The organism is Cytophaga sp. FL35, assembly GCF_014349235.1.
Lineage (GTDB): Bacteria > Bacteroidota > Bacteroidia > Flavobacteriales > Flavobacteriaceae > Euzebyella.
In genome coordinates, this window is sequence record NZ_JACSOH010000013.1 from 19,231 (window position 1) to 40,853 (window position 21,623).

At 37.9% G+C, this 21,623-nt stretch carries 13 protein-coding genes; 2 read left to right on the plus strand and 11 right to left on the minus strand.

What is annotated here, in order from left to right; genetic code table 11:
• Positions 1 to 3: 3 nt before the first annotated feature.
• The 11 genes from BIZ36_RS11780 to BIZ36_RS11830 all read right to left on the minus strand — a co-directional run bounded on the left by BIZ36_RS11780 (position 4) and on the right by BIZ36_RS11830 (position 17,409).
• Positions 4 to 3,300, minus strand: coding sequence for a VCBS repeat-containing protein (locus BIZ36_RS11780; protein WP_187458110.1), 3,297 nt, complete (start codon positions 3,298 to 3,300; stop codon positions 4 to 6).
• 79 nt (positions 3,301 to 3,379) lie between these two features.
• The gene (locus tag BIZ36_RS11785) at positions 3,380 to 4,990 is read right to left on the minus strand and encodes a SusD/RagB family nutrient-binding outer membrane lipoprotein (protein WP_187458111.1); all 1,611 of its coding nucleotides are present in this window, start codon (positions 4,988 to 4,990) and stop codon (positions 3,380 to 3,382) included.
• Between the two features lie 10 nt (positions 4,991 to 5,000).
• The gene (locus BIZ36_RS11790) at positions 5,001 to 8,072 is read right to left on the minus strand and encodes a SusC/RagA family TonB-linked outer membrane protein (RefSeq protein WP_187458112.1); all 3,072 of its coding nucleotides are present in this window, start codon (positions 8,070 to 8,072) and stop codon (positions 5,001 to 5,003) included.
• A 172-nt stretch (positions 8,073 to 8,244) separates the two neighbouring features.
• Positions 8,245 to 9,291: a LacI family DNA-binding transcriptional regulator gene (locus BIZ36_RS11795; RefSeq protein ID WP_187458113.1), complete on the minus strand. Its 1,047-nt coding sequence runs from the start codon at positions 9,289 to 9,291 to the stop codon at positions 8,245 to 8,247.
• 151 nt (positions 9,292 to 9,442) lie between these two features.
• Complete coding sequence (locus BIZ36_RS11800; RefSeq protein ID WP_187458114.1) at positions 9,443 to 11,176, minus strand: sodium:solute symporter family protein; 1,734 nt, start codon at positions 11,174 to 11,176, stop codon at positions 9,443 to 9,445.
• A gap of 105 nt (positions 11,177 to 11,281) precedes the next feature.
• Positions 11,282 to 13,810, minus strand: coding sequence for a PIG-L family deacetylase (locus BIZ36_RS11805; RefSeq protein WP_187458115.1), 2,529 nt, complete (start codon positions 13,808 to 13,810; stop codon positions 11,282 to 11,284).
• Positions 13,811 to 13,952: 142 nt separating this feature from the next.
• On the minus strand, positions 13,953 to 14,498 hold the full coding sequence (locus tag BIZ36_RS11810) for a mechanosensitive ion channel domain-containing protein (RefSeq protein ID WP_187458116.1): 546 nt from the start codon (positions 14,496 to 14,498) through the stop codon (positions 13,953 to 13,955).
• Between the two features lie 3 nt (positions 14,499 to 14,501).
• Positions 14,502 to 15,443, minus strand: a complete 942-nt coding sequence (locus BIZ36_RS11815) for a septum formation inhibitor Maf (protein ID WP_187458117.1) — start codon at positions 15,441 to 15,443, stop codon at positions 14,502 to 14,504.
• A gap of 66 nt (positions 15,444 to 15,509) precedes the next feature.
• Positions 15,510 to 16,097, minus strand: coding sequence for a Maf family nucleotide pyrophosphatase (locus BIZ36_RS11820; RefSeq protein ID WP_187458118.1), 588 nt, complete (start codon positions 16,095 to 16,097; stop codon positions 15,510 to 15,512).
• Between the two features lie 3 nt (positions 16,098 to 16,100).
• On the minus strand, positions 16,101 to 16,628 hold the full coding sequence (locus tag BIZ36_RS11825) for a KdsC family phosphatase (protein ID WP_187458119.1): 528 nt from the start codon (positions 16,626 to 16,628) through the stop codon (positions 16,101 to 16,103).
• Positions 16,612 to 17,409 (minus strand): Rossmann-like and DUF2520 domain-containing protein, encoded by a 798-nt coding sequence (locus BIZ36_RS11830; protein ID WP_187458120.1) that lies wholly within the window; start codon positions 17,407 to 17,409, stop codon positions 16,612 to 16,614. Before BIZ36_RS11830 ends, BIZ36_RS11825 begins: the two co-directional genes overlap by 17 nt.
• Before the next feature lie 221 nt (positions 17,410 to 17,630).
• On the opposite strand from BIZ36_RS11830, the gene BIZ36_RS11835 reads away from it, so the two are divergent.
• Entirely contained in the window at positions 17,631 to 20,810 is a 3,180-nt protein-coding gene (locus BIZ36_RS11835) for a cytochrome c biogenesis protein CcsA (RefSeq protein WP_222937364.1), read from the plus strand.
• A gap of 103 nt (positions 20,811 to 20,913) precedes the next feature.
• Positions 20,914 to 21,480, plus strand: a complete 567-nt coding sequence (locus BIZ36_RS11840; protein ID WP_187458121.1) for an RNA polymerase sigma-70 factor — start codon at positions 20,914 to 20,916, stop codon at positions 21,478 to 21,480.
• The last annotated feature ends 143 nt before the right edge of the window (positions 21,481 to 21,623 follow it).

A 21,623-nucleotide genomic window follows, 5' to 3' on the forward strand; every position in this document is an offset into this window, starting at 1 on the left:
TTTTTAGTTAGAATGGTAATGGTAGGTTGATACATTATTATTGTTTCTAGCTATTAATAGAAAATTTTGGTTGTTAGTGCTCTTTATGGAGTTTAGTGCCCTGACCTCCCCATTTATGTTGAGACCGCTAATATCATTGGTAACAGATTCAAAATTACCCTTGCCGTCGCCATAGAACAGCGCTCCTTTATTGGCATCGTACCTACCGTACTTAACGCGAGTTCCAAAAAAGTTACCGGCCAAAAGGGCATCTAGATGGCCATCATTGTTAAAATCTTCTATTTGAACGGCATATACAGGAGCAAATTGAGCAGGTAAGGGGAGTGGAACAATTTTAAATTTACCATTGCCTAGATTCTCAATGTAAGAGCTAGCAAAATTGTAGGCATTTAGAATCGTAGCATCAGATAGCTCTTCACTAGAGAAAATATCCGTTATTTTCTGGTCCGCATAATCTGAATAATTCACATATCTGTTTTTGAGGCCGCTTAGCTGGCCTACCAAATCATCTTTTGAAAATATCGGATAACTCTCTCCCATATTATATGAGGTAAGAATAGGGTCAAGAGATCCATTGGAGTCAAAATCTTTTGAATAAAGTTGAACAGGCTTCTCCAAAGAGGCCTTTAATTGAGAGTTTAGACCAAAGTTACCTACTATAAAATCCTCATCCCCATCATTATCAAAATCTCCTCTTTCTATAGTATTGTACCAGCCTTCTGTATTCTCTAAACCAGAGTGCTCAGTTTCATCGACAAATTCACCATTGACATTCATCAGTACTTTTATGGGCATAAATTCTCCAACAATGATTAAATCTTGCGTACCATCTTTATTTAAATCTGACCATTTGGCATCGGTAACCATACCAATTGATTGTAAACCTATTGCAAATTTTGTGGTAACATCAGTAAACTGACCTTTTCCGTTATTTTCAAGTAGAAAACTATTTGGGGTCGTAGGATACTTTCCTGGTACGGAACGGCTGCCTATGAACAAATCAATATCTCCATCACCATCATAATCGGAGGCTTTTACGCAAGATCCATTAGCAAAAATTTTGGGCAGGCCATTATCACTAATTCTAAACCTTCCCTGACCATTATTAAGGAATAACCGGTCTTGTAAGTGAACTGATTCTATTTCGTTTTCATGCCCACCACTTACCACATATAAATCTTTATCCCCGTCATTATCGGCGTCAAAAAAAAGCGCATCTATATCTTCAAATCCATCATCGCTTTCAATGGAAACTCCTGAAAAAGACCCATTCTTATTTTGCAGGAAGAGTTTACCTAGTTGCCCCTTTGCTCCACCGATATAAAAGTCCTCCAGCCCGTCTGAATTGACATCAGCTACGGTTAAAGCCGGCCCCTCGGTAGATAATTTATGGGGAAGTAATTGCTCTCTTTTAAAATCGATGTAGTTGTTTTCAGAATGCAGAAAAGTAATTATGCTATCGGCATCAATATTGGTGAATAGGGTTTTGCTCTCGCGCTTTTCGGCTGTGAAGGAATCATTTGCTTCCTTTTGATCAATTAAAATCTTTTGATTGATGTCTACGTTTTGAATTTTTTGGTTTTGGTTGTTAGGCCAAAGCACGGTAACACTTTTTATCTGTGTTTCTTTTCCCAAACCAAACAATAAATTATAATCTACAGAAGACTGAAATCCTCTTGTAGGCATCAATTCTTGGGTAAGAGTTTTATTCTTCGTTTGGACAGTTACCTTGGCCCCGATTCCATAGGAATTATTCCCTATACCTTTTAAAGAGACCTTAAGGAAGTTATTCTTTGCTAAAAGTTCACCATTGTTTCTGTAAATAAAGGCTCTTTCATCCGTATTGTTAACGATAAGGTCTAGGTCTCCGTCGTTGTCTAAATCAGCGTATGCAGCACCGTTGGACAGGGTTTTTTGATCAAGTCCCCAATCTTTGTTCACCTTGGTGAAGGTTAAATTACCATTGTTTTGAAAGGTGTAATTTTCTTCGATTGTCGATGGTATATTTTTTATGAGGTCTAGTATAGCCGTTTGTTCACCAGTTCGATTTTCTTTCAATTTTTCTTGTACGGCAAAGTTCATAAAATCCATGTTGGTGTAGTCTCTTTTATAGCCGTTGGTAACGTAAATATCTTTATAACCATCATTGTTTAAATCCGCAAAAAGAGAAGCCCAACTCCAATCTGTGCTGGAGACTCCTGACAGTTGTCCTATTTCAGAAAAAGACTCTCCGTTATTATTTAATTGTAACATGTTGCGCATGGTCTGATTGTAGAAACCAGAATTGACCAATAGTTGATATTTATCATAATTGTCAGGGCCGGAAACCATTTTTATTCTTTGATTGCTCTCAGGAAGCATATCCAAAGTCATAATTTCAGGAAAGCCATCATTATTAATATCGGCGATGTCAGAACCCATGGAGAATAATGACGAGTGACCTATATAACGCTCTAAATCTTCTGTAAAAGTTCCATCTTGATTATTTATGTACAGATAATCTTGCTCATTGTAATCATTGGAAACATAAATATCTGGCCAATTATCATTATTGATATCAGAAATGGCAACACCTAGTCCAAAACCTAAGACATTAGTTATTAGACCTGCTTCTAGGCTTACATCTACATAAGCGCCATTGTCGTTTCTGTACAACTTATCCGAGGACGCATCATTTTTCTTACTTTTTAAGCGAGCGGTTATTTGGCTAAAACCGGCATATTCTTGTGTGGAGTGGTTAAGAATGAATAAATCAAGATCCCCATCTTTATCATAATCGAAAAACGCAGCTTGTGTGGAATATCCGCTGTCGTCAATACCATATTCTTTTGCTTTCTCTGAAAAGGTTAAGTCCCCATTATTGATAAACAACAGGTTTTTTCTTTTTTTGGGGGATTGTGCAGCTGAGCGACAGACATAAATGTCCAGTAGTCCATCTGAATTCACATCTGCCATTGTAGTACCAGTGTTCCATAGACCTTCAGCAAATACTCCGGCCTCCTTTGATATTTCTTCAAATTCGAAATTACCTTTGTTGATATAAAGATGGCTTCCTACCATGTTGCCAGTAAAATATAAATCAGCTAGTCCGTCATTATTTAGGTCACCTACAGAAATACCCCCGCCATTATAAAAATAGCCATAGGTTAATACATTGAATTCCTCAGTTTCTTGTGTCGTGTTTTTAAAATTTATCCCAGTCTGACTTGAACTAAGTAAAGAGAAAAGCTTGTTATTTGGATCTGAAGAACAAGAAAAGAATGCTGTGAATACTAGAAAGAAAACCAATACCTTTTTCATACTGCTTAAGAACTTAAATCATAAAATTTGGTAAAAATAAAAAAGACCGCTTAATGCGGCCTTTTTTGTTTATTTCAATCTAGTTTTTAGCGTCCCACCATAGTTTGGTTGTTCCGTTATCAGGCCCCCCTAGTTTATTGGGGTCATTAATGGCATCTTCAACAGCTGCTGTGTTATTATTTCTTTCAACATCTGTATACGGCATTCTTCTAGGTATTTCATCAACGCCAATGTTTGTATTTAAAGAATTTACCCTATTGTATAAAGTAGGATAACCCGTTCTTCTTCTTTCTGCGTAGGCTTCTTCACTATCAGGGTATAGGGCAATCCATTTTTGAGTAATTATTTGCTCCAATTGGTATTCGACGTCGGCAGTTGCATCGTAAGCGACGGGTACTGACGAAACGGCTGAAATATCTGAACTAATACCCAAAGGTACATTCGTGCTGGTAACATAATCATTACCCATGAGGTCGGTACCGTCCAAACCATATTCCATATGTGAGGCCATTACACCTTGGTTGTAGAATTCTTCGGCACTTCCGCCCATGTTCCATCCTTCTAAGGCACCTTCTGCTAGTAAAAAGTTTACTTCGGCCAACCTGATTAAAGGGTAATTGGGTCCAACAGCATTTGCCTCTGTGTAAGCAGGGGCCATATCCGAATTATTTAGGTTTAGATTGGGATCTTGCTTTGTTGCTTTTAATTGACCATTCTGCAATCCTTCATAATTGAAAGTTAACCCTGCGGGGTCGTCTGAAGCATCAGGTTGAACAGCTTCCGCAAAGAATGATGAAACTCTTGGGTCTCTATACCCCTTAAGTATACTTTCCATGTCACCACTCATTCTAAACTCGCCCCATTGTGTAATAGTATTATAGCTATTTCTATAGTTTGCTACATCATCAGAAACTATAAATGCATTTTGGCTAATATCTGTCATTACACCTTGCGCAACTGCTTTTTCAGCCTCCGCCTGCGCTAATGACGGGTCGACATATTTTACCCTCATTGCCAACCGTAAACGTAAGGAGTTTGCAAAAGTCCTCCATTTATCTAGATCGCCTTGAAAAACCATGTCTTGGTTAGAATTTAAAAAGAACTTAGTCTGTCCAGCGTTTGACGCAAGTACACTTGTTGCTTCGTCCAATACTTCAAAAAAGTCTGAATATATGTCTTGTTGCGAGTCGAATAAAAGGGGAGTAGTCTCTAAATCACCAAAATTGCTGTAGTTTATTGGACCCCAAAGGTCGGTGACTCTGTGGTAAAAATATACCTTCCAAATTTTGAAAATGGCGTTTTCTACTTCTAACCCGTTTTCTTCAGTAAAGTCTAATACAAATTTTAGTTCTGGGGCTACATCACTCATTTGAGAAACATATGCTCCGTTCAACCACCTTCCAACGAGAGTAAATTGATCACTATCAAAGTTGGCCGCCGTGGTGGCAAAATAATTTGCATAAACATCGGTAAACAATGAATGGCCTAACTGAAAGGGGCCTAAAAAGTCATTGCCGTAATATACCGTACCAAACATAGCTCTTCGAGCTACTAGGGCAACTTCTGACTCATCTAGTTGATCTTCAGAAAGGTTTTTGGGGTCTGTATTGGTTTCTATAAAATCGTCGGTACACCCTATAAGTAAACAGACTAAAAACGCAACTGAGGTTATTCTATATATAATTTTCATGTTCATTTTTTTAAAATCCGAAATTCAATGATAATCCAAGTGATCTGCTAGTCGGAATGGCAAAAGCTTGACTACCTTCTTGGCTTTTATCTGTACTAATTACAGATTCTGGATCAAAACTCTCTGCCTTATTGCTGATAAAAAATAGATTTCTGCCAACAAGAGAAACTCTAGCAGATTTGAAAAAGGTTTTGTCAAGAACATCTTGCGATAATGAGTAGCCCAAAATAAGCTCACGAAGGCGGATATTGGAAGCATCTTTAACGAAAGCTTCGCCTACCGGTGTATTACGGCCCCCAATGGTGCCCCAGAATTCTTCTGCCCCTATTTGAATGTTGTTTGCGCTTCCAGTTTCTGTAACGGCTGTTTCGTGGGAGAAAATGTTTTCGCCGAATACTAAAGAACCGTCTCTTCCTTGTACAGTAGATTCCAAAAGACCACTATCGGCTAAAATAGCTCCTGTATAATCAATTACCGAACCTCCTTGTCTTATATCTATCAAGAAGCTTAAATTAAAATTTTTATAAGTGAAGCTATTCGAAATACCACCCAACCAATCAGGATTAAAGTTTGCTACCTGTACATCTAGACCGGGGGTTATCATGGGTGCTCCATTGGCATCTACGATTACATTGCCAGCATCATCTCTTAAAAACCCACGGGAATATATATCGCCAAAAGGTCTACCTTCAACTAATTTATAAGCCCTAACGAAATCGGCGTTACCAACTTGTAGTTCGTCGAAACCGTCAATAATCTTCATTACTTCACTATCATTTTTAGTAAAGTTCAAGTTTAGATCCCAGCTGAAATCTTCACTTCTTACGATATCTATTCCTGCAGTAATTTCGACCCCTGTATTCTGAATATCACCGCCATTTCTAAATACATTGGTTCTTCCTCTTCCAATTTCAACAGGTGTTTGGAATAATTGGTCGAAAGTATTTGATTTATACCAAGTAAAACCAATATTCAAACGACTATTAAAGAAACGTGCGTCCAGTCCTAAATCAGTAGATTGTGTAGTTTCTGGTTGCAGGTTTGAATTTGCTAAGGTCTCTGAAATATCTATACTAGAACCTACTAGACTTGCTAAACTAAATAATCGGTATGGGTCTGTATCAGTACCTACTTCAGCCCAAGAAGCTCTAAGCTTTAAGAAATCAAACCATTCAGGTAAGCTAACTAAATCGCTGACAACGGCAGATAAACCAACGGAAGGATAAAAGTAAGACCAGTTATCTGAAGGTAAAGTTGAACTCCAATCATTTCTGGCAGAGAAATTTAAGAAAACAGCGTTGTCATAGGACAATTCTCCAAATCCGTAAACAGAATTTACTAGTTTTCTATTGAAGCCATCATAGTCATTCTCTCCTGAAACAGCATCTAAAGTGTTAAGATTAGAGAGAGCAAACAAATTCTCTTTCTTGAATGAAGACCCAGAAGCACCAAGGGCGTCGAATTGATTTACCCGCATGTTGGCACCAGCGTTTAAATCTAATCCGAATTTCTCTGATAAGTCTTTGTTAAAATTAATCAAGACATCACTGTTCCACTCAAAAGTACTTTCGTTATATTTTCTATAACTTCCTTGTGGGGCAACAGTGTAAGTGTCGTAATAACGCATAGTTTCTTCCTTGAAACCTGTTTGATCTAGCGCTGAACGACCCATAATATATAAATCTGGCGTAATTTGATATTTCAAAGATAAAAGTCCTAAAATACGTTGTTCAAGTCTAGGTCTAAGAACTCGGTTTACCGTCCAATAGGGGTTACCGGCACCGTTAAAGTTGGGTGCATAGAAGTGTTGTCGTAGGGCACCTTCATCATTTATAAATTCAAAACTTTTTAAATCTTCGGTACGAATATTTCTTGGCATAATATAGGAATACCGTAAGGGGTTGTCAAAGCCCTCTCCAGAAAATAGAACGTTTCTGAAATCTCTTCGAATGTAGTTGATTTTTGAATCAACGGTTAATTTACCAATAGTTGAGGTGTTTCTTAGACTAAGATTATGGGATTCTAAATCATTGGATTTAATAATTCCACTAGCATCCGTATAAGTATAGGAAATAAAAGTGTTCGAGTTTTCTTTAGATACATTAATTGACATATTGGTGTTTAATGTGGTCCCTGTTCTAAAAAAATCCTTTACGTTATTGGGTTGCGCTTCGTAGGCATATGTTTGCCCGTTTAGAGAGTAATTAGGGTCATTAGACCAATGGGCAACTTGACTACCATCAAAACGAGGCCCCCATGAAGTAGTAGCGTTTGGAGAATATACTCCACCGGACCCCTGGCCATATTCATTTTGATAATCAGTAAGTAAAATTGCGTCTTCAACCGTGGTTGTAAAGTTTAAGCTAGCGGTAACCCCTTCATCAAGGCCCTTACCGGATTTCGTAGTTACGATAATTGCCCCATTGGCTGCTCGGCTACCGTAAAGAGCTGCAGCATTCGCACCTTTCAATACTGAAATATCTTCAATATCGTCAGGACTAATATTGGAAATATCTCCGTTTAGAATGGCGCCGTCAACTACATAAATCGGAGCGCTGTTCCCTGTTATTGAACGGTTACCCCTTAACAACACTCTTGAGGATGATCCAACACCAGAGCTACCTCTGGTAATGGAAATACCAGCAACTTTACCGCTTAAACCATCAAGAACGTTTGTTGACCTTGCTTGCGTCAATTCTTCTGTTGATACATCCTGTGTGGCATACGAAAGAGATTTCTTTTGCTTGGTAATACCAAGAGCCGTAACGACTACCTCGTCCAATTGGCTGGCATCTTCTTCCATTGAAATATCTATGGATGAATTTGCACCAACAGTTACATTTTTACTTTTCATTCCTAAGTAGGAGAAAACTAAGATATCTCCTTCAGAAGCTTCAATGGTGTAATTTCCATCAAAATCTGTTTGTGTTCCAGTTGTGGTTCCCTGTACCAAAACATTTACGCCTGGCAACGGAAAACCATCACTGGTAGCGGTGACTGTACCGCTAACTGTTTTACTTTGTGCTATTGCTGGGAGGCTACCTAAAAAGAGCACAAAACAAATAATGAGTCTTTTAATCATAATGTTTGTTTTAGCATGAAGTTAGTTTAACAATTTATTAAGGTTGGGACAATTTAGATTAATTTTTTTAGGTTACAAGCGTATTTCGAGGAAAATGTGTTCGAACACAATAATTTGCAAAAAACTACTTGATTATCTGGCAGATTGCTAAGGAAGTTTTCTTATTAATATATTATTCTAAATAGTATCCCACGTTCTCTGAGGTGATTATGTCAATAGGTAAAAGCATTCTAGACGGAACATCTTTGCCAAACAAAAAGTGTTCGGCAAAATAATTGATGCTCAAATACGCTTGTCTTTTAGGCTTTTGATGAATCAAAAATTCAATTTTACCCTGCTTTAGATAAGAGATATTTTCATCAAGTAAATCATAGCCTATAATCACTATTTGTTCAAAACCTTTGATTTTCGCTGTTACATCCGCAATTCTATGCCCTTTAGAATTGGTCACGAAAATGGCTTTTAGATCTTCATTCTTCCTTAAGAAAATTGAAACTTGTTCCTCAAACTCTTCTTCCTCTTCTGTATTAAAGGTTTCACATAGTATTTGATGGGAAGAATTACTTTTCTCCTTAAAAAAGGATTTGAAACCATCCTCCTTCAATTCCATATGGGCTTCCTTATTGATATGGACTACGGCAATTTTACTGTCTTTTTTTACAACCTTTTCTACCAGGCCGGCTGCTACCTTACCACTTTGAACCAAGTCCTGTCCTACAAAAATTTCACCATTAAGGGTATTGATATAGTTATTAAAAAGGGCCGCCCATATTTTAACTTCTCTACATTCCCTTAAAATACTGATGGATTCTTCTTGAAAAAGAGGGGCCATAAGAATTACATCTGGCTTGGACGCTAGTATTTCCTTTGATTTGGTTATAAAGGATTCTACATAATGAGGATGGTACAAAAATTGGTCTACTATAACCCCAAACGGTTTAAATTCCTTAATTGCTTCCTTAATTCCCAACTCCGCCGGTTTCCAATAAGGGTCAATTTTCCAATCTGGCATTAGAACGCAAATTCTGTAGAGTTTGTTTCTTTTGAGATTACGTGCAATAGGGTTGGGTTGATAATCTATTTCACTTAAAACTTTTTTTACCTTATCATGGGCCTTTTGAGATACTTTGCCTCTTTTGTGAAGAACCCGGTCTACGGTTCCTTTGGAGACACCGGCTAGGCGAGCGATGTCTTTAATGGTGTGTTGTTTTTTGGACATTGAGGAAGGAAGTGGTTAGCTAATTTTTGCTAAAACGTTTTAGCAATTGTCTTCTCAAAGATAATTTTTTTGTTAATAAATGCTAATTATTGCTATTGTAACAAAACTTATTTAACAAATCGTCAAAATTATAGGAAGACTAGAATTGATTTTAATTGTTGATAGGTGGTTTTTTTAGAAATCTATCAAAAAGCTCAAAAGCCATAGCAATGGCAATTACCAAGGCGGAGCCAATGAAATTAAGCCATAAATATCCTAGTTTTTCCTCCCCAGAAGGATAGATGAAAATTAAGCTGTAAAAGAGAACGAATACTATCAATTGAGTTAGTATGGCAGCGAAAAACACGGCATTTCCTTTTACAAACTTAAAGAAGAATGCTAGTAGAAAAATACCTAGTACATTCCCATAAAATATGGATCCTATTATATTTACCAATTGAATCAGGTTATCAAAAAGATTGGCGAAACTCGCTATCACAATGGCCAATATTCCCCATATTAACGTAAATATTTTGGTAGACTTTACGTACTCCTGCTCGCTTAGTTCCTTTTTGTTGTTTCGCTTATAGAGGTCAAGTGCAGTAATGGTTCCCAATGCATTTAATTCGGAAGCTGTAGAAGACATGGCCGCAGAAAGAATTACTGCGAGTAGCAAACCTATAAGGCCCTTTGGTAAATTATTTAGTATAAAATGTATAAAGACGTAGTCTTTGTCATTGGTTTCTATAGTTTTATCAGCCTCTGAAATTAGAGCTTTTGCGGCAGCTCTATTGGTACTATCCTTTACATTCAGGTTAATAATCTGTTGTTTGGCATCTTCAACAGCGGCATACTCTTTAAGTTCCAAGGCTGTGGAAAATTTGTTCAAAGCAATTTTTTTGGCTTCTTCCAATTCTAACTGACCTTCTTGAAGTATCTCGTAATCTTTTGATTGACCGGATTGCATGACCGCAGCAGTTGCAGCAGGGTTAAAATTTAGAGGAGAAGGGTTGTATTGATAAAAAACAAAAACCATGACCCCTACTAGAAGAATAAAAAATTGCATTGGTATCTTAAAAATACCGTTAAAAACCAATCCTAATTGACTTTCCCTAATGGACTTTCCCGATAGGTAACGCTGAACTTGGCTCTGATCCGTACCAAAGTAGGCCAAAGCTAAAAATAATCCTCCCGTAATCCCGCTCCAAAAGGTATATCTACTTTTAGGATCAAAACTGAAATCTATAATATCCAATTTATCTGTTGCACCGGCAATTTTCATTGCCTTGGTTAAATTGATATCTGCAGGTAGATGCCCTAAAATAAAAAAGAAGGTGATGAACATTCCGGTCATGATGATGAACATTTGCTGTTTCTGTGTTACACTTACAGCTTTTGTTCCTCCGGAAACGGTGTAAATAATGACAAGTATTCCAATAATTATATTGAGCGTTCTTAAATCCCAACCTAATACTGCGCTTAGTATAATGGCCGGAGCGTAAATAGTAATACCCGCGGCCAGCCCCCTTTGAATTAAAAAGAGAATAGCAGCAAGGGACCGTGTTTTTAAATCGAACCTATTTTCTAAAAATTCATAGGCGGTATACACCTTTAGATTGTGATATATAGGAACAAAGACCAGGCAAATAATAATCATTGCCAAGGGTAGCCCTAAATAGAACTGAACAAACCCCATGCCCGAATGAAATGCTTGGCCGGGTGTTGATAAAAAAGTAATGGCGCTAGCCTGGGTTGCCATGACCGATAAGCCTATAGTCCACCATTTGGCATCTTTGCCTCCTCCTACATAATCACTAACATTGTTGCTTCCTCTTGTTTTCCATACTCCATACGCAACAATAAAAAGAAGTGTCCCAGATAATATGATCCAATCAAGTATTCCCATGTTACTTAAAGGATATCATTATGAAACAGAATACCAATACGTAAATAACATTGAGTATGAGTACAATGGAGTATTCCTTCTTCCAATTAGAATTGTCTAACATTCTTATCCTTTTACTTTTTGATGATTGGGAGCATTTTTGCCAAGTGAAATTAAATTGGCGAACAATTTATATGCCCCTGGTACCCCGGCAGGTAATTCCCTAAAAAAGCTTAATCCGGTATAAATATAATTTCCTTTACCGTATGGTGCTATAAGGAGACTTCCTTTCTTAGAAGTTTCCCCTTTATCATTCATTGAAAGGATGGGTGTAAACTCCTTGGACCATTCATTAGGAAAATATAAGCCCCTTTCTTGAACCCAACCGTCAAAATCAGAAGAAGAAATTTTATTGGGGGAATTAATTACCGGATGGTTCTTCTCAAGAATGGTTACTTCCGAATTTTCATCCGTAACTCTATCCCTGGAAATGGAAAGAGGGTAGGGGGAAATGTTATCAAATTGTTTGCTCCATCTACCTGCAGTATTATACTGGACAATTAAGTTACCGCCATTCTCCACATAATCAAAAAGGTGTTTTTGTTTAAAGTTGAGTTCATTTACCACATTATAGGCCCTAATTCCCACTACCACGGCATCATATTTATCCAGTGAGCCTGCGGAAATCATGCTAGGAGTGATTGTATGCACAATGTATCCTATTTGTTTTAGACTCTCAGGAACCTTATCCCCGGCACCTACAATATATCCAATGTGTTGACCACTTTTGTGAATATTTAACCGTACCACCTTAACGTCTGAGGGCAGTAAAATGGATTGCTTTGGAATGTGGTCATAATCAATGGTCACCAATTCCTTTGAAATCGTTTCTCCATTAATACGGAGGCTGGGAGTGAGTATACCTTCGTTCTCGTCATTTGGCGGAGTAACTTCAAAAAATACGGTTTGAGAATCCCCCTTTTTCAAAATTTTAAAATCTACCTCCTTTGTTTTAATTTCCCAACCCGAGGAAGCATTTAAATTTAACTGTCCGCTAACGTTGTTCTCATGCGCCGTTACGGTCAACGGAATTTCCTTTGTATTCCCATCGGCAAAAATGATCACCTTATCATTAATGCTTGCGGTAGCTTTTGGCAGAATATCAAAAGGTTCAAAAATCTCACCTTTGTCCGGTTGGGCATATCTGAATTTAACTGGTTTTTCAAAAGTTACTGAGGTACCATTTATATCCATTTCAAATTGAACATGTAATGCAGCCGGAGTCTCCGGTAATCCTATTAACAAAGGATCATCTACACGATACATGCCTAGGCTTCCCTTTTCTTTTAACCAATAAGGGCTTGTGTACGCAGTATTTTGAGGAAGGATTAAGGAAGTTTCATAGGTTTTCTTATCATTGAAACCTAGTTTTTCCATAGGTTTTAAAGTAGTATTGGTGGGTTGTATTCTTATATTTTTTAATAAGAAGTTTGATTCGCTACGGTTCACTATTTCCATTCCAATTTCGACGGTGGAACCAGGATTACTGGAGGTGGCGTTTGCTGTCGCCTCCATATAAAGTCCGCTAACTTGTATTATAAGGTCTCTTAGTTCTTTTGATTTTACTCCTTTCCAATGTTCGTCCTTCACATTTTGAAGTAAACTATAGGCCTTTACCAAATCTGAAATATGTGCGGCTGGATTCTTAAAATTAAAATTTGATTCAACGGCGTAGAGAATATCCCCGATTGCTGCGCCACCTTCAATCCTTGACCATGATGTGTCTATACCATCAAAAACATCATTGTTTTTTGGGAGGTCTCCCTTTAAAAGCTCAATAAAGTCTCCTTCACTCCCTCTATTGGTGAGGGTGCCAAAGCCTTGGCATAGGTGCTGACTTCGGGACAAGGCTGCAATTTCGTTGTTGGATTTACCTAAAACAGGGTAATATGCTCCAATATCCAAGTGTAGCAAATTGGTTTTATCCGCTTTTTCAAATTTTTCTTGGCTACCATAAAACCACCATGAGGTATTAAAAAAAAGTCTTTTCGGTTGCCATACCTCCGTATTTTTCAACTGGTTGGGGTAGAAATTTGGATCATTGGTAAGGTCAAAAGCCTCAAAGCTTAACATTGCAGAAGCCGTATGGTGCCCGTGCGTAGTACCTGGACTTCTATGGTCAAATCTATTGATAATAACGTCCGGTTTAAATTTCCTAATGGCCCAAACCATATCTCCCAAAACTTCCTCTTTGTTCCATATTTCCAAGGTTTCATCTGGGTGTTTGGAAAAACCAAAATCATTGGCTCTGGAAAATAATTGCTCCCCGCCATCCACACGCCTTGCGGCTAGTAATTCTTGAGTTCTTAAAACTCCTAATAATTCACGTAGCTCAGGACCAATTAGGTTTTGTCCGCCATCACCCCTAGTCAAGGAAAGATAGGCCGTACGCGCTTTTATTTCGTTGGAGAGGTAGGAAATTAAACGGGTATTCTCGTCATCTGGATGGGCGGCCACATATAAAGCGGAACCCAAAAAATTCAACTTTTGTAATGAATGGTATATTTCTGCTGAGGAATATTGTACAGGTGCTTGTGCTGTGGCGATATTTCGGATAAATAACAATCCGACAAGAAACACCAAAAGATGACGCATAATGTTGGTTTTTGAGGGTCTATTTGGACTCTTGGGCAAAGAAGCCACTCTTTCAAAGATAGAAAGTTTAAAGGGCTGGGCAGGCTTTTTAGAACTTCTTTAACATAAACGAATCGGCACAAATTACCAATCTCCTAAAGTATTAAGTTTCCTCGCTGCCATCCGGGGTTTCCTCAGATTCATAAACTAGGGTTACCGCTTTTTGCATCAATAAATTGTTGGGATATACCAATAATTCACCATTTTCTTTTCTTAGACTTATATGAAAGGCCTTAATATCCTCGATAAGATAGGGTTCTTCCGCTTCAATATCCTTATCTAAAATTTTCACCCGATCACCAATCTTAAAAGGAAATGAAAAGAATAGAATAACGCCCGCCGTTACGTTGCTTAAAATGGACCAACTGGCAAATAGGGCTACGCCAATTACCGCAAAGATGGAGGAGAATACCAATCCTACCTCCTGAAAGTTAATTCCCCAAATGAATGCAATAATTCCTACACTAATTAAAAAGAAAAGAAAGGAAACGTATTTGGTTATCAGTATGGTACGTGCTTCTACAATGTTACTGATAGAGCCAATCTTTCTTATGGTCTTATCCAATAAATATTTTAAGAAAAAAATGACCGCCAAGGTAATGACGGTTGCCAATATCTGATTTTTGTAACTCCCAAAAAATTCCTCCATAAACTACAGTCCTAAACTATCGCGCAAAGATAAATCCTTATTTCCGTTTTGTTGCCAATAAGGGGTTTTTAAAGTTTCCATTTTGGTGGCTGTGGAAGTCATCTGTTTTGCATTGGGGCCAAACCCACTTTTGGAGGTTTCTGTCCACCCTTGAATGCTATAAGGGAAGTTCTTTTCAAATGTTATTTCAAGGGTTCTCTCCAATTCCGGATAACTGATGGAATAGGTCCTGGTTTCCGTATCTTCATTAAAACTGGCCGTTGCAGCGTAGGCTTTTAATTCTTTATGGGATAACCTAATGTATTCCAAGGAGGGAATTATTTGTAATTCTCCTTGCGGTAAATCTTCTGGAGCTATTCTTATTTTGTTCCATATTTCATTTTCTAGGATGGTCTTTTCCAAGTTGAAATTTTGGTCGGCTTCTTTCTCAAAATAGGAGTGGGACATTACCTCAAAGGCATCCCTATTATTTATTTGGGCGTAGACCTGTCCGCACCATTCTTGTGAAGAAAAGGATACCTTAATTGCATGGTCGTTATTGTAAACGGGGTAAAATGAGCTACTCATAATGGAGTAGGGGTAAATACCCGTTAAATAGTTCTTGGTAGTGTTTAATTTGAGGACAGGTATATTGGTAGAGTTTTGTTGGTCTGCCTTTACTTGTTTATCATATAAAAAGGGTTCAGTAACATAAATAAGAACGGCTTTCCCATCCCTTGTTTCTCCGTATCGCGCTTGTTGAAGACTGTAGGAAGTTATTTCAGCATCACCAGCGTACCAATATTCTTTGAACTCGGAACTTAAATTCTTCTTGGCAGGTTTCTCTTTTTGCGTTTTCGGTACTTGATCTTCTGTTTCTTTTGGCTTTTCGTTACAGCTTTCAAGAATACAGATTAGCGAACATAATAACAAGGTGGATAGTTCTAGTTTTAGCCAAGTTTTCATGGGTAAGTTCTTTTCTTTTTAATAAAACCCTTTAATGGACCTTACACTCAAAAATAGCGAAAAACTTTATTTTACCATTGCCAAAAGGGTACTATAAACCAGTTGGGTTGGCAACCCAACTACATTAGGATAGGAGCCATTTATTTCTTCTATTCCAATGAGGCCAATCCACTCTTGAATGCCGTAAGCACCTGCCTTATCATAGGGCTTAAAGTTATCTATATAATACGCAATTTCCTTTTTGGACAGCTTTTTAAACTTAACCCGCGTTGTCTGGCTTACCGTTTTTTGGTCTTCCGTTGTACTAAAACAGACAGAGGTAATTACTTCATGCCAATCATTGGATAACGCTTCAAGCATTTTGGTGGCTTCGGACGCATCTTTAGCCTTGGCCAAAGAGGTATTTTGGTGCCAGACAACAGTATCGGAAGTAATCAGAATTTCGTTAGGGTTTAAAGTGTCAATAAGTGCTGTAGCTTTTAATTCCGCTAGATAAGCAGAGATTTCCTCGGCCTCTAATTCCAAAGGATAAACCTCTTCAACACTTTTAAGTCTAATTTCAAAATGAAGCCCTAGGTCCTTTAAAAATTGCTGTCTTCTTGGAGAACCGGAACCTAATACAATTTTGTAGTCCTTTAATTTATTAAGTAGCATTTATTAGTCGTTTGCTGCACTATAGTTAGACATCCAGTCACCTCTAACTTTAAGTACCTGTTCTATAACATCCCTAACACACCCTTCGCCACCGTTTTTATGCGAAACATAATGGCTAATAGCTTTAACTTCAGGGACCGCATTTTGAGGGCAGGTAGCAAGGGCCACGGTTTGCATGGGAGGAATATCCGGTATATCGTCTCCCATATAGAGCATAGTTTCGGGCTGTACTTCGTATATATCCATGTATTCCTCAAGAGCGTCCATTTTGTGGTGTGCACCTAAATAAATATCGGTTACTCCAAGCTCCCTTAGTCTGCTACGTACCCCTTCATTGGTACCTCCAGATATTATACAGATACGATACCCCTTTTGTAGCGCGGTTTTAAGGGCATAACCATCTTTTACGCTCATTTTACGGAGCATTTCGCCATCAGTTGTAATAATGAGGGTACTATCTGTAAAAACTCCGTCTACATCAAAAACAAAAGTGTCAATATTCTTAAGGTACTCTTTATAGCTCTTTTCCATAGGTTTTTTGAATCGATTCGCTAAGTTCAGTATATATTTTTTTCTGATTTTCTTCTGACAACTGGGCCAGATGTTCTTGTATGGTAGTTTGGTCTCCTCTCCTTGCTGGTCCCGTTTGCGCCTCAAAAGGGGTCATATCTTCCAGCTTCATCATCGTTTCTTTAAGTAGGGGTTTTAAAATGTTGAAATCCAGGTTGTTTTGTTTTACGATTTCATGTCCCAGATGCAAAAGGTGATTGGTGAAATTATTTACAAAAATAGCGCTTAAGTGCAATGTCTTTCTTTGGGCGGATGTTATTTCCCTGACATCCTTGGAAATTTCAAATGCGAGCGTTTTTAAGAACTCAACATCATTCTTATGTTTGGCTTCTATACAAATGGGAATTTCTCTAAAACTAATATTTCGATGCTTACTAAATGTTTGAAGGGGATAAAAAACACCGTAACGTGAAAGCTGATGTAGAACATTTATAGAGGTAGCGCCCGAAGTATGTACCACTAACCCTTTTAGGCCGCAGAGGAAGTTTGCGATTTCAGCAATAGCGGAATCGGACACGCAAATAATGTGAACATCGCAATCCTTGATTTTTGAAAAATCGGTATTAATTAGTTTCGGGGTAACGAAATCTTCCAGTTGTTTATAATCTCTGGCAGTTACCTGTAGTACCTTTACTTTAGGGGATAGCGATAAAGCTCTATACAGGTGATATGCTACATTTCCAGCGCCAATGATATTCACGGTCATCATAGGGCGAAAATACGCAGATATTTCCGGTTTCAACAAAAGGATGATTGGGCTTTGAGGGCAATTGCTTCAAATAGGTGTTTATATAGATGCAATCATTGATTCTGAATCTTATATCTATATTTCATTAAGATTTAGAAATTGCTTTTAAAAAACAATTAACAAATACTGGACCTTATAAAGACCATCTCAACGCATTGAAATGATAAAAAGGGCGTATTTTTGCATGCTAAAAACCAATTTTAGCCTCTTTTACAATGCAAAAGCTCAAAAGTTTACTGTTTTCTACACGCTTAATGTCCATATTGTTTCTGGTTTTTGCGGTGGCAATGGCCTTTGGTACTTTTATTGAAAGCAAATACAGCACGGAAACAGCACGGATTTGGATATATAATGCATGGTGGTTTGAAGTGATCATGGTTTTCTTTGTGATCAATTTCGTTGGTAACATAAAAAGGTACCGATTGCTTCGTCTTGAGAAATGGCCTGTCTTACTGCTGCACCTGAGTTGGATTTTGATTATAGTTGGCGCATTCGTAACAAGATATATAAGTTTTGAAGGAATGATGCCTATTCGGGAAGGCCAGTCAGAAAAGGTTTTTTATTCGGATAAAACGTATTTGACTGCTTTGGTTGACGGACAGATTGATGGGCAACCTAGAAGAAAAACGCTTCAAGAGGATTTAATTGTTACAGCAGAGGATATTAAGTCCAATCTTCCGTGGGACTCAGATTTTAATGGTCAGCCGTTTACCATATCCTATGTAGATTTTATCGATGGGGCAGAAGAGGGCTTGATTCCCAATGAATCAGGAAATGAATACCTGAAAATTGTGGAAGCTGGCGATGGGCAACGTCATGAGCACTTTCTTGAAAATGGGGAAGTGTCCAATATCCACAACGTACTTTTTTCATTGAATAAGGAGACGGAGGGAGCTATCAATATTTTCTATAAAGACGGAGAATACGGTATTAAATCACCCTTTGAAGGTAACTTTATGCGCATGGCCGACCAGTTTCAGGGCGCAGTGGCTCAAGATAGCCTTCAGACCTTACAATTACGCTCTTTGTACAACATGGCAGGTATGCAATTTGTAATACCTGAACCTATTGTTAAGGGTGAATACGGTGTAGTGAAGGTTCCCAAAGAAAAAATGACCGAGGCAACATTAGATGCTTTGGTCGTGGAAATTTCCTCCAAAGGTGAAACAGTGCAAAAGAAATTATTGGGAGGTAAGGGAACGGCAGATTTTTCACAAAAGATTACGGTAGGCGGATTGGACTTTATGTTGAGCTATGGTTCTAAAGTGTATGAACTTCCTTTTAGTATTAAGCTCAATGATTTCATTGCTGAAAAATATCCCGGTACGGAAAAAGGGTATTCTAGTTTTATGAGTAAAGTTACGGTACAAGACGAAAGACCTTTCGACTACGATATCTTTATGAACAATATATTAGATCATCATGGCTATCGTTTTTTTCAATCCAGTTTTCACCCAGATGAAAAAGGAACCATTTTATCTGTAAACCATGATCAATGGGGTACGTGGATTACGTATCTGGGTTATTTTTTATTGTATGCCGGACTTATGGGAATTATGTTTTTTGGAAAGACCCGATTCAAGGATTTAGGAAGGTCTTTGGTAAAATTGGAATCCAAGAAAAAGAAAGTGGTTACGGCTTTATTTATTGCATTTTCACTAGGTCTGGGAGCGCAGGAGCATACTGTAGATGATGGTCATGATCATAACCAAGTAACTCCTACACAGTTGCAAATAGACTCATTGATCAATACTACCATTGTTTCAAAAGAACATGCGGAAAAGTTTGGCAAGCTAGTGGTTCAGGATGATGCGGGCCGTATGAAGCCCATTCATACATTTTCTTCAGAATTGTTGAGAAAGCTAAGCCTTAAAGATAAGTTCAAAGATATGAATGCCGATCAAGTATTCTTATCGATGATGTTAAATCCACCGGCTTGGTATAATGCTGAATTTTTAGCCATTGACAAAAAGGGAAAAAATGATAGTATTCGCCACGTAATTGGGGTGCCAGAAGGACAGAAATATGCGAAGGCTACCGATTTTTTTGATCAAAGAGGGAACTACAAATTGGAACCTTATTTAAGGGATGCCACGGCAACGAATATTCCGGATAAATTTGAGCAGGATTTTAAGGATGCCAATATCAGGTTAAGTTTGTTAGACCAGGCATTGAGCGGAAGAATTGTAAAAATATTTCCTTTGCTGAACGATGAAAACAACAAATGGATTTCAGCAGTGGAATACCGAGGAGGTCAATACCAAGTGGGAGATAGTCTTTACGGTAATTTCATCAAAAATTCCCTTCCCTACTATTTAATGACCCTACGAAAGGCGATTGATACGGAAGATTATTCGGGTGCCGATAAGTTACTGGAGGCATTTAAGCAAAATCAAAAAAATCATGGAAGCGAGGTATTGCCCTCGGATACTAAGATTGAAACGGAAGTAGTCTACAATAAACTCGGTATTTTTAACCAGTTGTGGAGATTATATCCCTTAATTGGTCTGCTGTTCTTTTTTGTACTGATATTTCAAATTTTTAAGGATAGGTCCATATGGCGAGCCGCCGTGTATTTTTTTAAAGGAACTATTTTCATTCTGTTTTTATGGCATACCGCCGGTTTGATTTTGCGTTGGTATATTTCCGGTCACGCCCCTTGGACCAATGCTTATGAAAGTATTCTCTATGTTTCATGGGCTACAATGGGTATGGGTTTATTGTTCGCTCGAAAAAGTGATATGACCTTGGCGGCTTCCGCCTTTGTAACGGGTATGCTATTATGGATTGCCCATCAGAACTGGGTGGATCCGGCAATTGGCAATTTGGTACCCGTTTTAGACAGCTATTGGTTGATGATTCATGTAGCCGTGATTGTTGCCAGTTACGGACCACTCTTTGTAGGAGCTATTCTGGGATTTGTGAGTTTATTGTTAATGATTCTTACTACCAAAAAGAACAAAAAACGAATGGATCATAGTATTAAGGAGTTGACAATTATAAATGAGTTGGCATTGACCGTTGGTTTGGTAATGCTCACTATTGGTAACTTTTTGGGTGGACAGTGGGCCAATGAGAGTTGGGGGCGTTATTGGGGCTGGGATCCCAAGGAAACTTGGGCCCTGATTTCAATAATGGTATACGCCTTTGTTATACATATGAGGCTAGTGCCTGGTTTAAGAGGTAAATGGACCTTCAATTTTTTAAGTCTCATTTCTATCGGTAGTATCATGATGACCTATTTTGGGGTTAATTATTATTTGGTGGGTCTTCACAGTTATGGGCAAAGTGGATCAGCCGCCATAACCCCTGATTATGTGTGGTATATTGCCTTGGGAGCCCTGTTGATTGGAGCCTTAAGCTTTTGGCGATACAAGGTGAACTATCTCAAATAAACCATTTGTTATTGACAATTAAATAAATTTATCGGCCTTCATATTAGAAGATAGTTGGTTTTAAGTCTAAATTTTATAGATTTATCACTTTCCAACGCAACTTATGAAGATTAAAAGTGATTCAGAACTAATAAAAGGGCTTCAAAATGAAGACGTTTCTTCTTTCAAGGCTATTTATGACAAGTATTTTGATGCGCTTTACCGGTATGCTTTTAATATTCTTAAGAACAGAACCGTCTGCGAAGACATGGTGCAAGAAATTTTTATTTCTCTTTGGACCAAAAGAGGTGAAGCAACTATTACACAATTAAAATCTTATCTGTTTCAAGCCATAAAATATCAGATATTCAATCACTTCAGAAACAAAAAATTTACCCTAGAAGATTTGACCCGTTTGAATATTGTTGACCTCTCTATGAATATATCTAGAGACATCGAATTCGATGAACTTGAAAAACTAGTACGCAGTACGGTCGTTCGTCTACCGAAACGATGCAGACATATTTTTATCCTCAGCCGTTACCAACACAAATCGAACAAAGAGATTGCCGAAGAACTTGAGATTTCGGTACAGGCGGTAAAAAACCAAATTTCGAAGGCGCTTTCTTTTTTAAGGGCTAATCTACAATATGAAGAAATTATGGTCTTGGTAATGCTATTCTATAAATAAACGGCGCTTTCTACACTCTGCAATCAACAATCTTTTGTTTTTCGGATCCTATTTTCAATGAAGAGGTACATACTGAAAAACATAAAATTTTGACCTTTTGATAAAAAAATAGGATTTCAACGTGTACCATCGTATTAATTTGG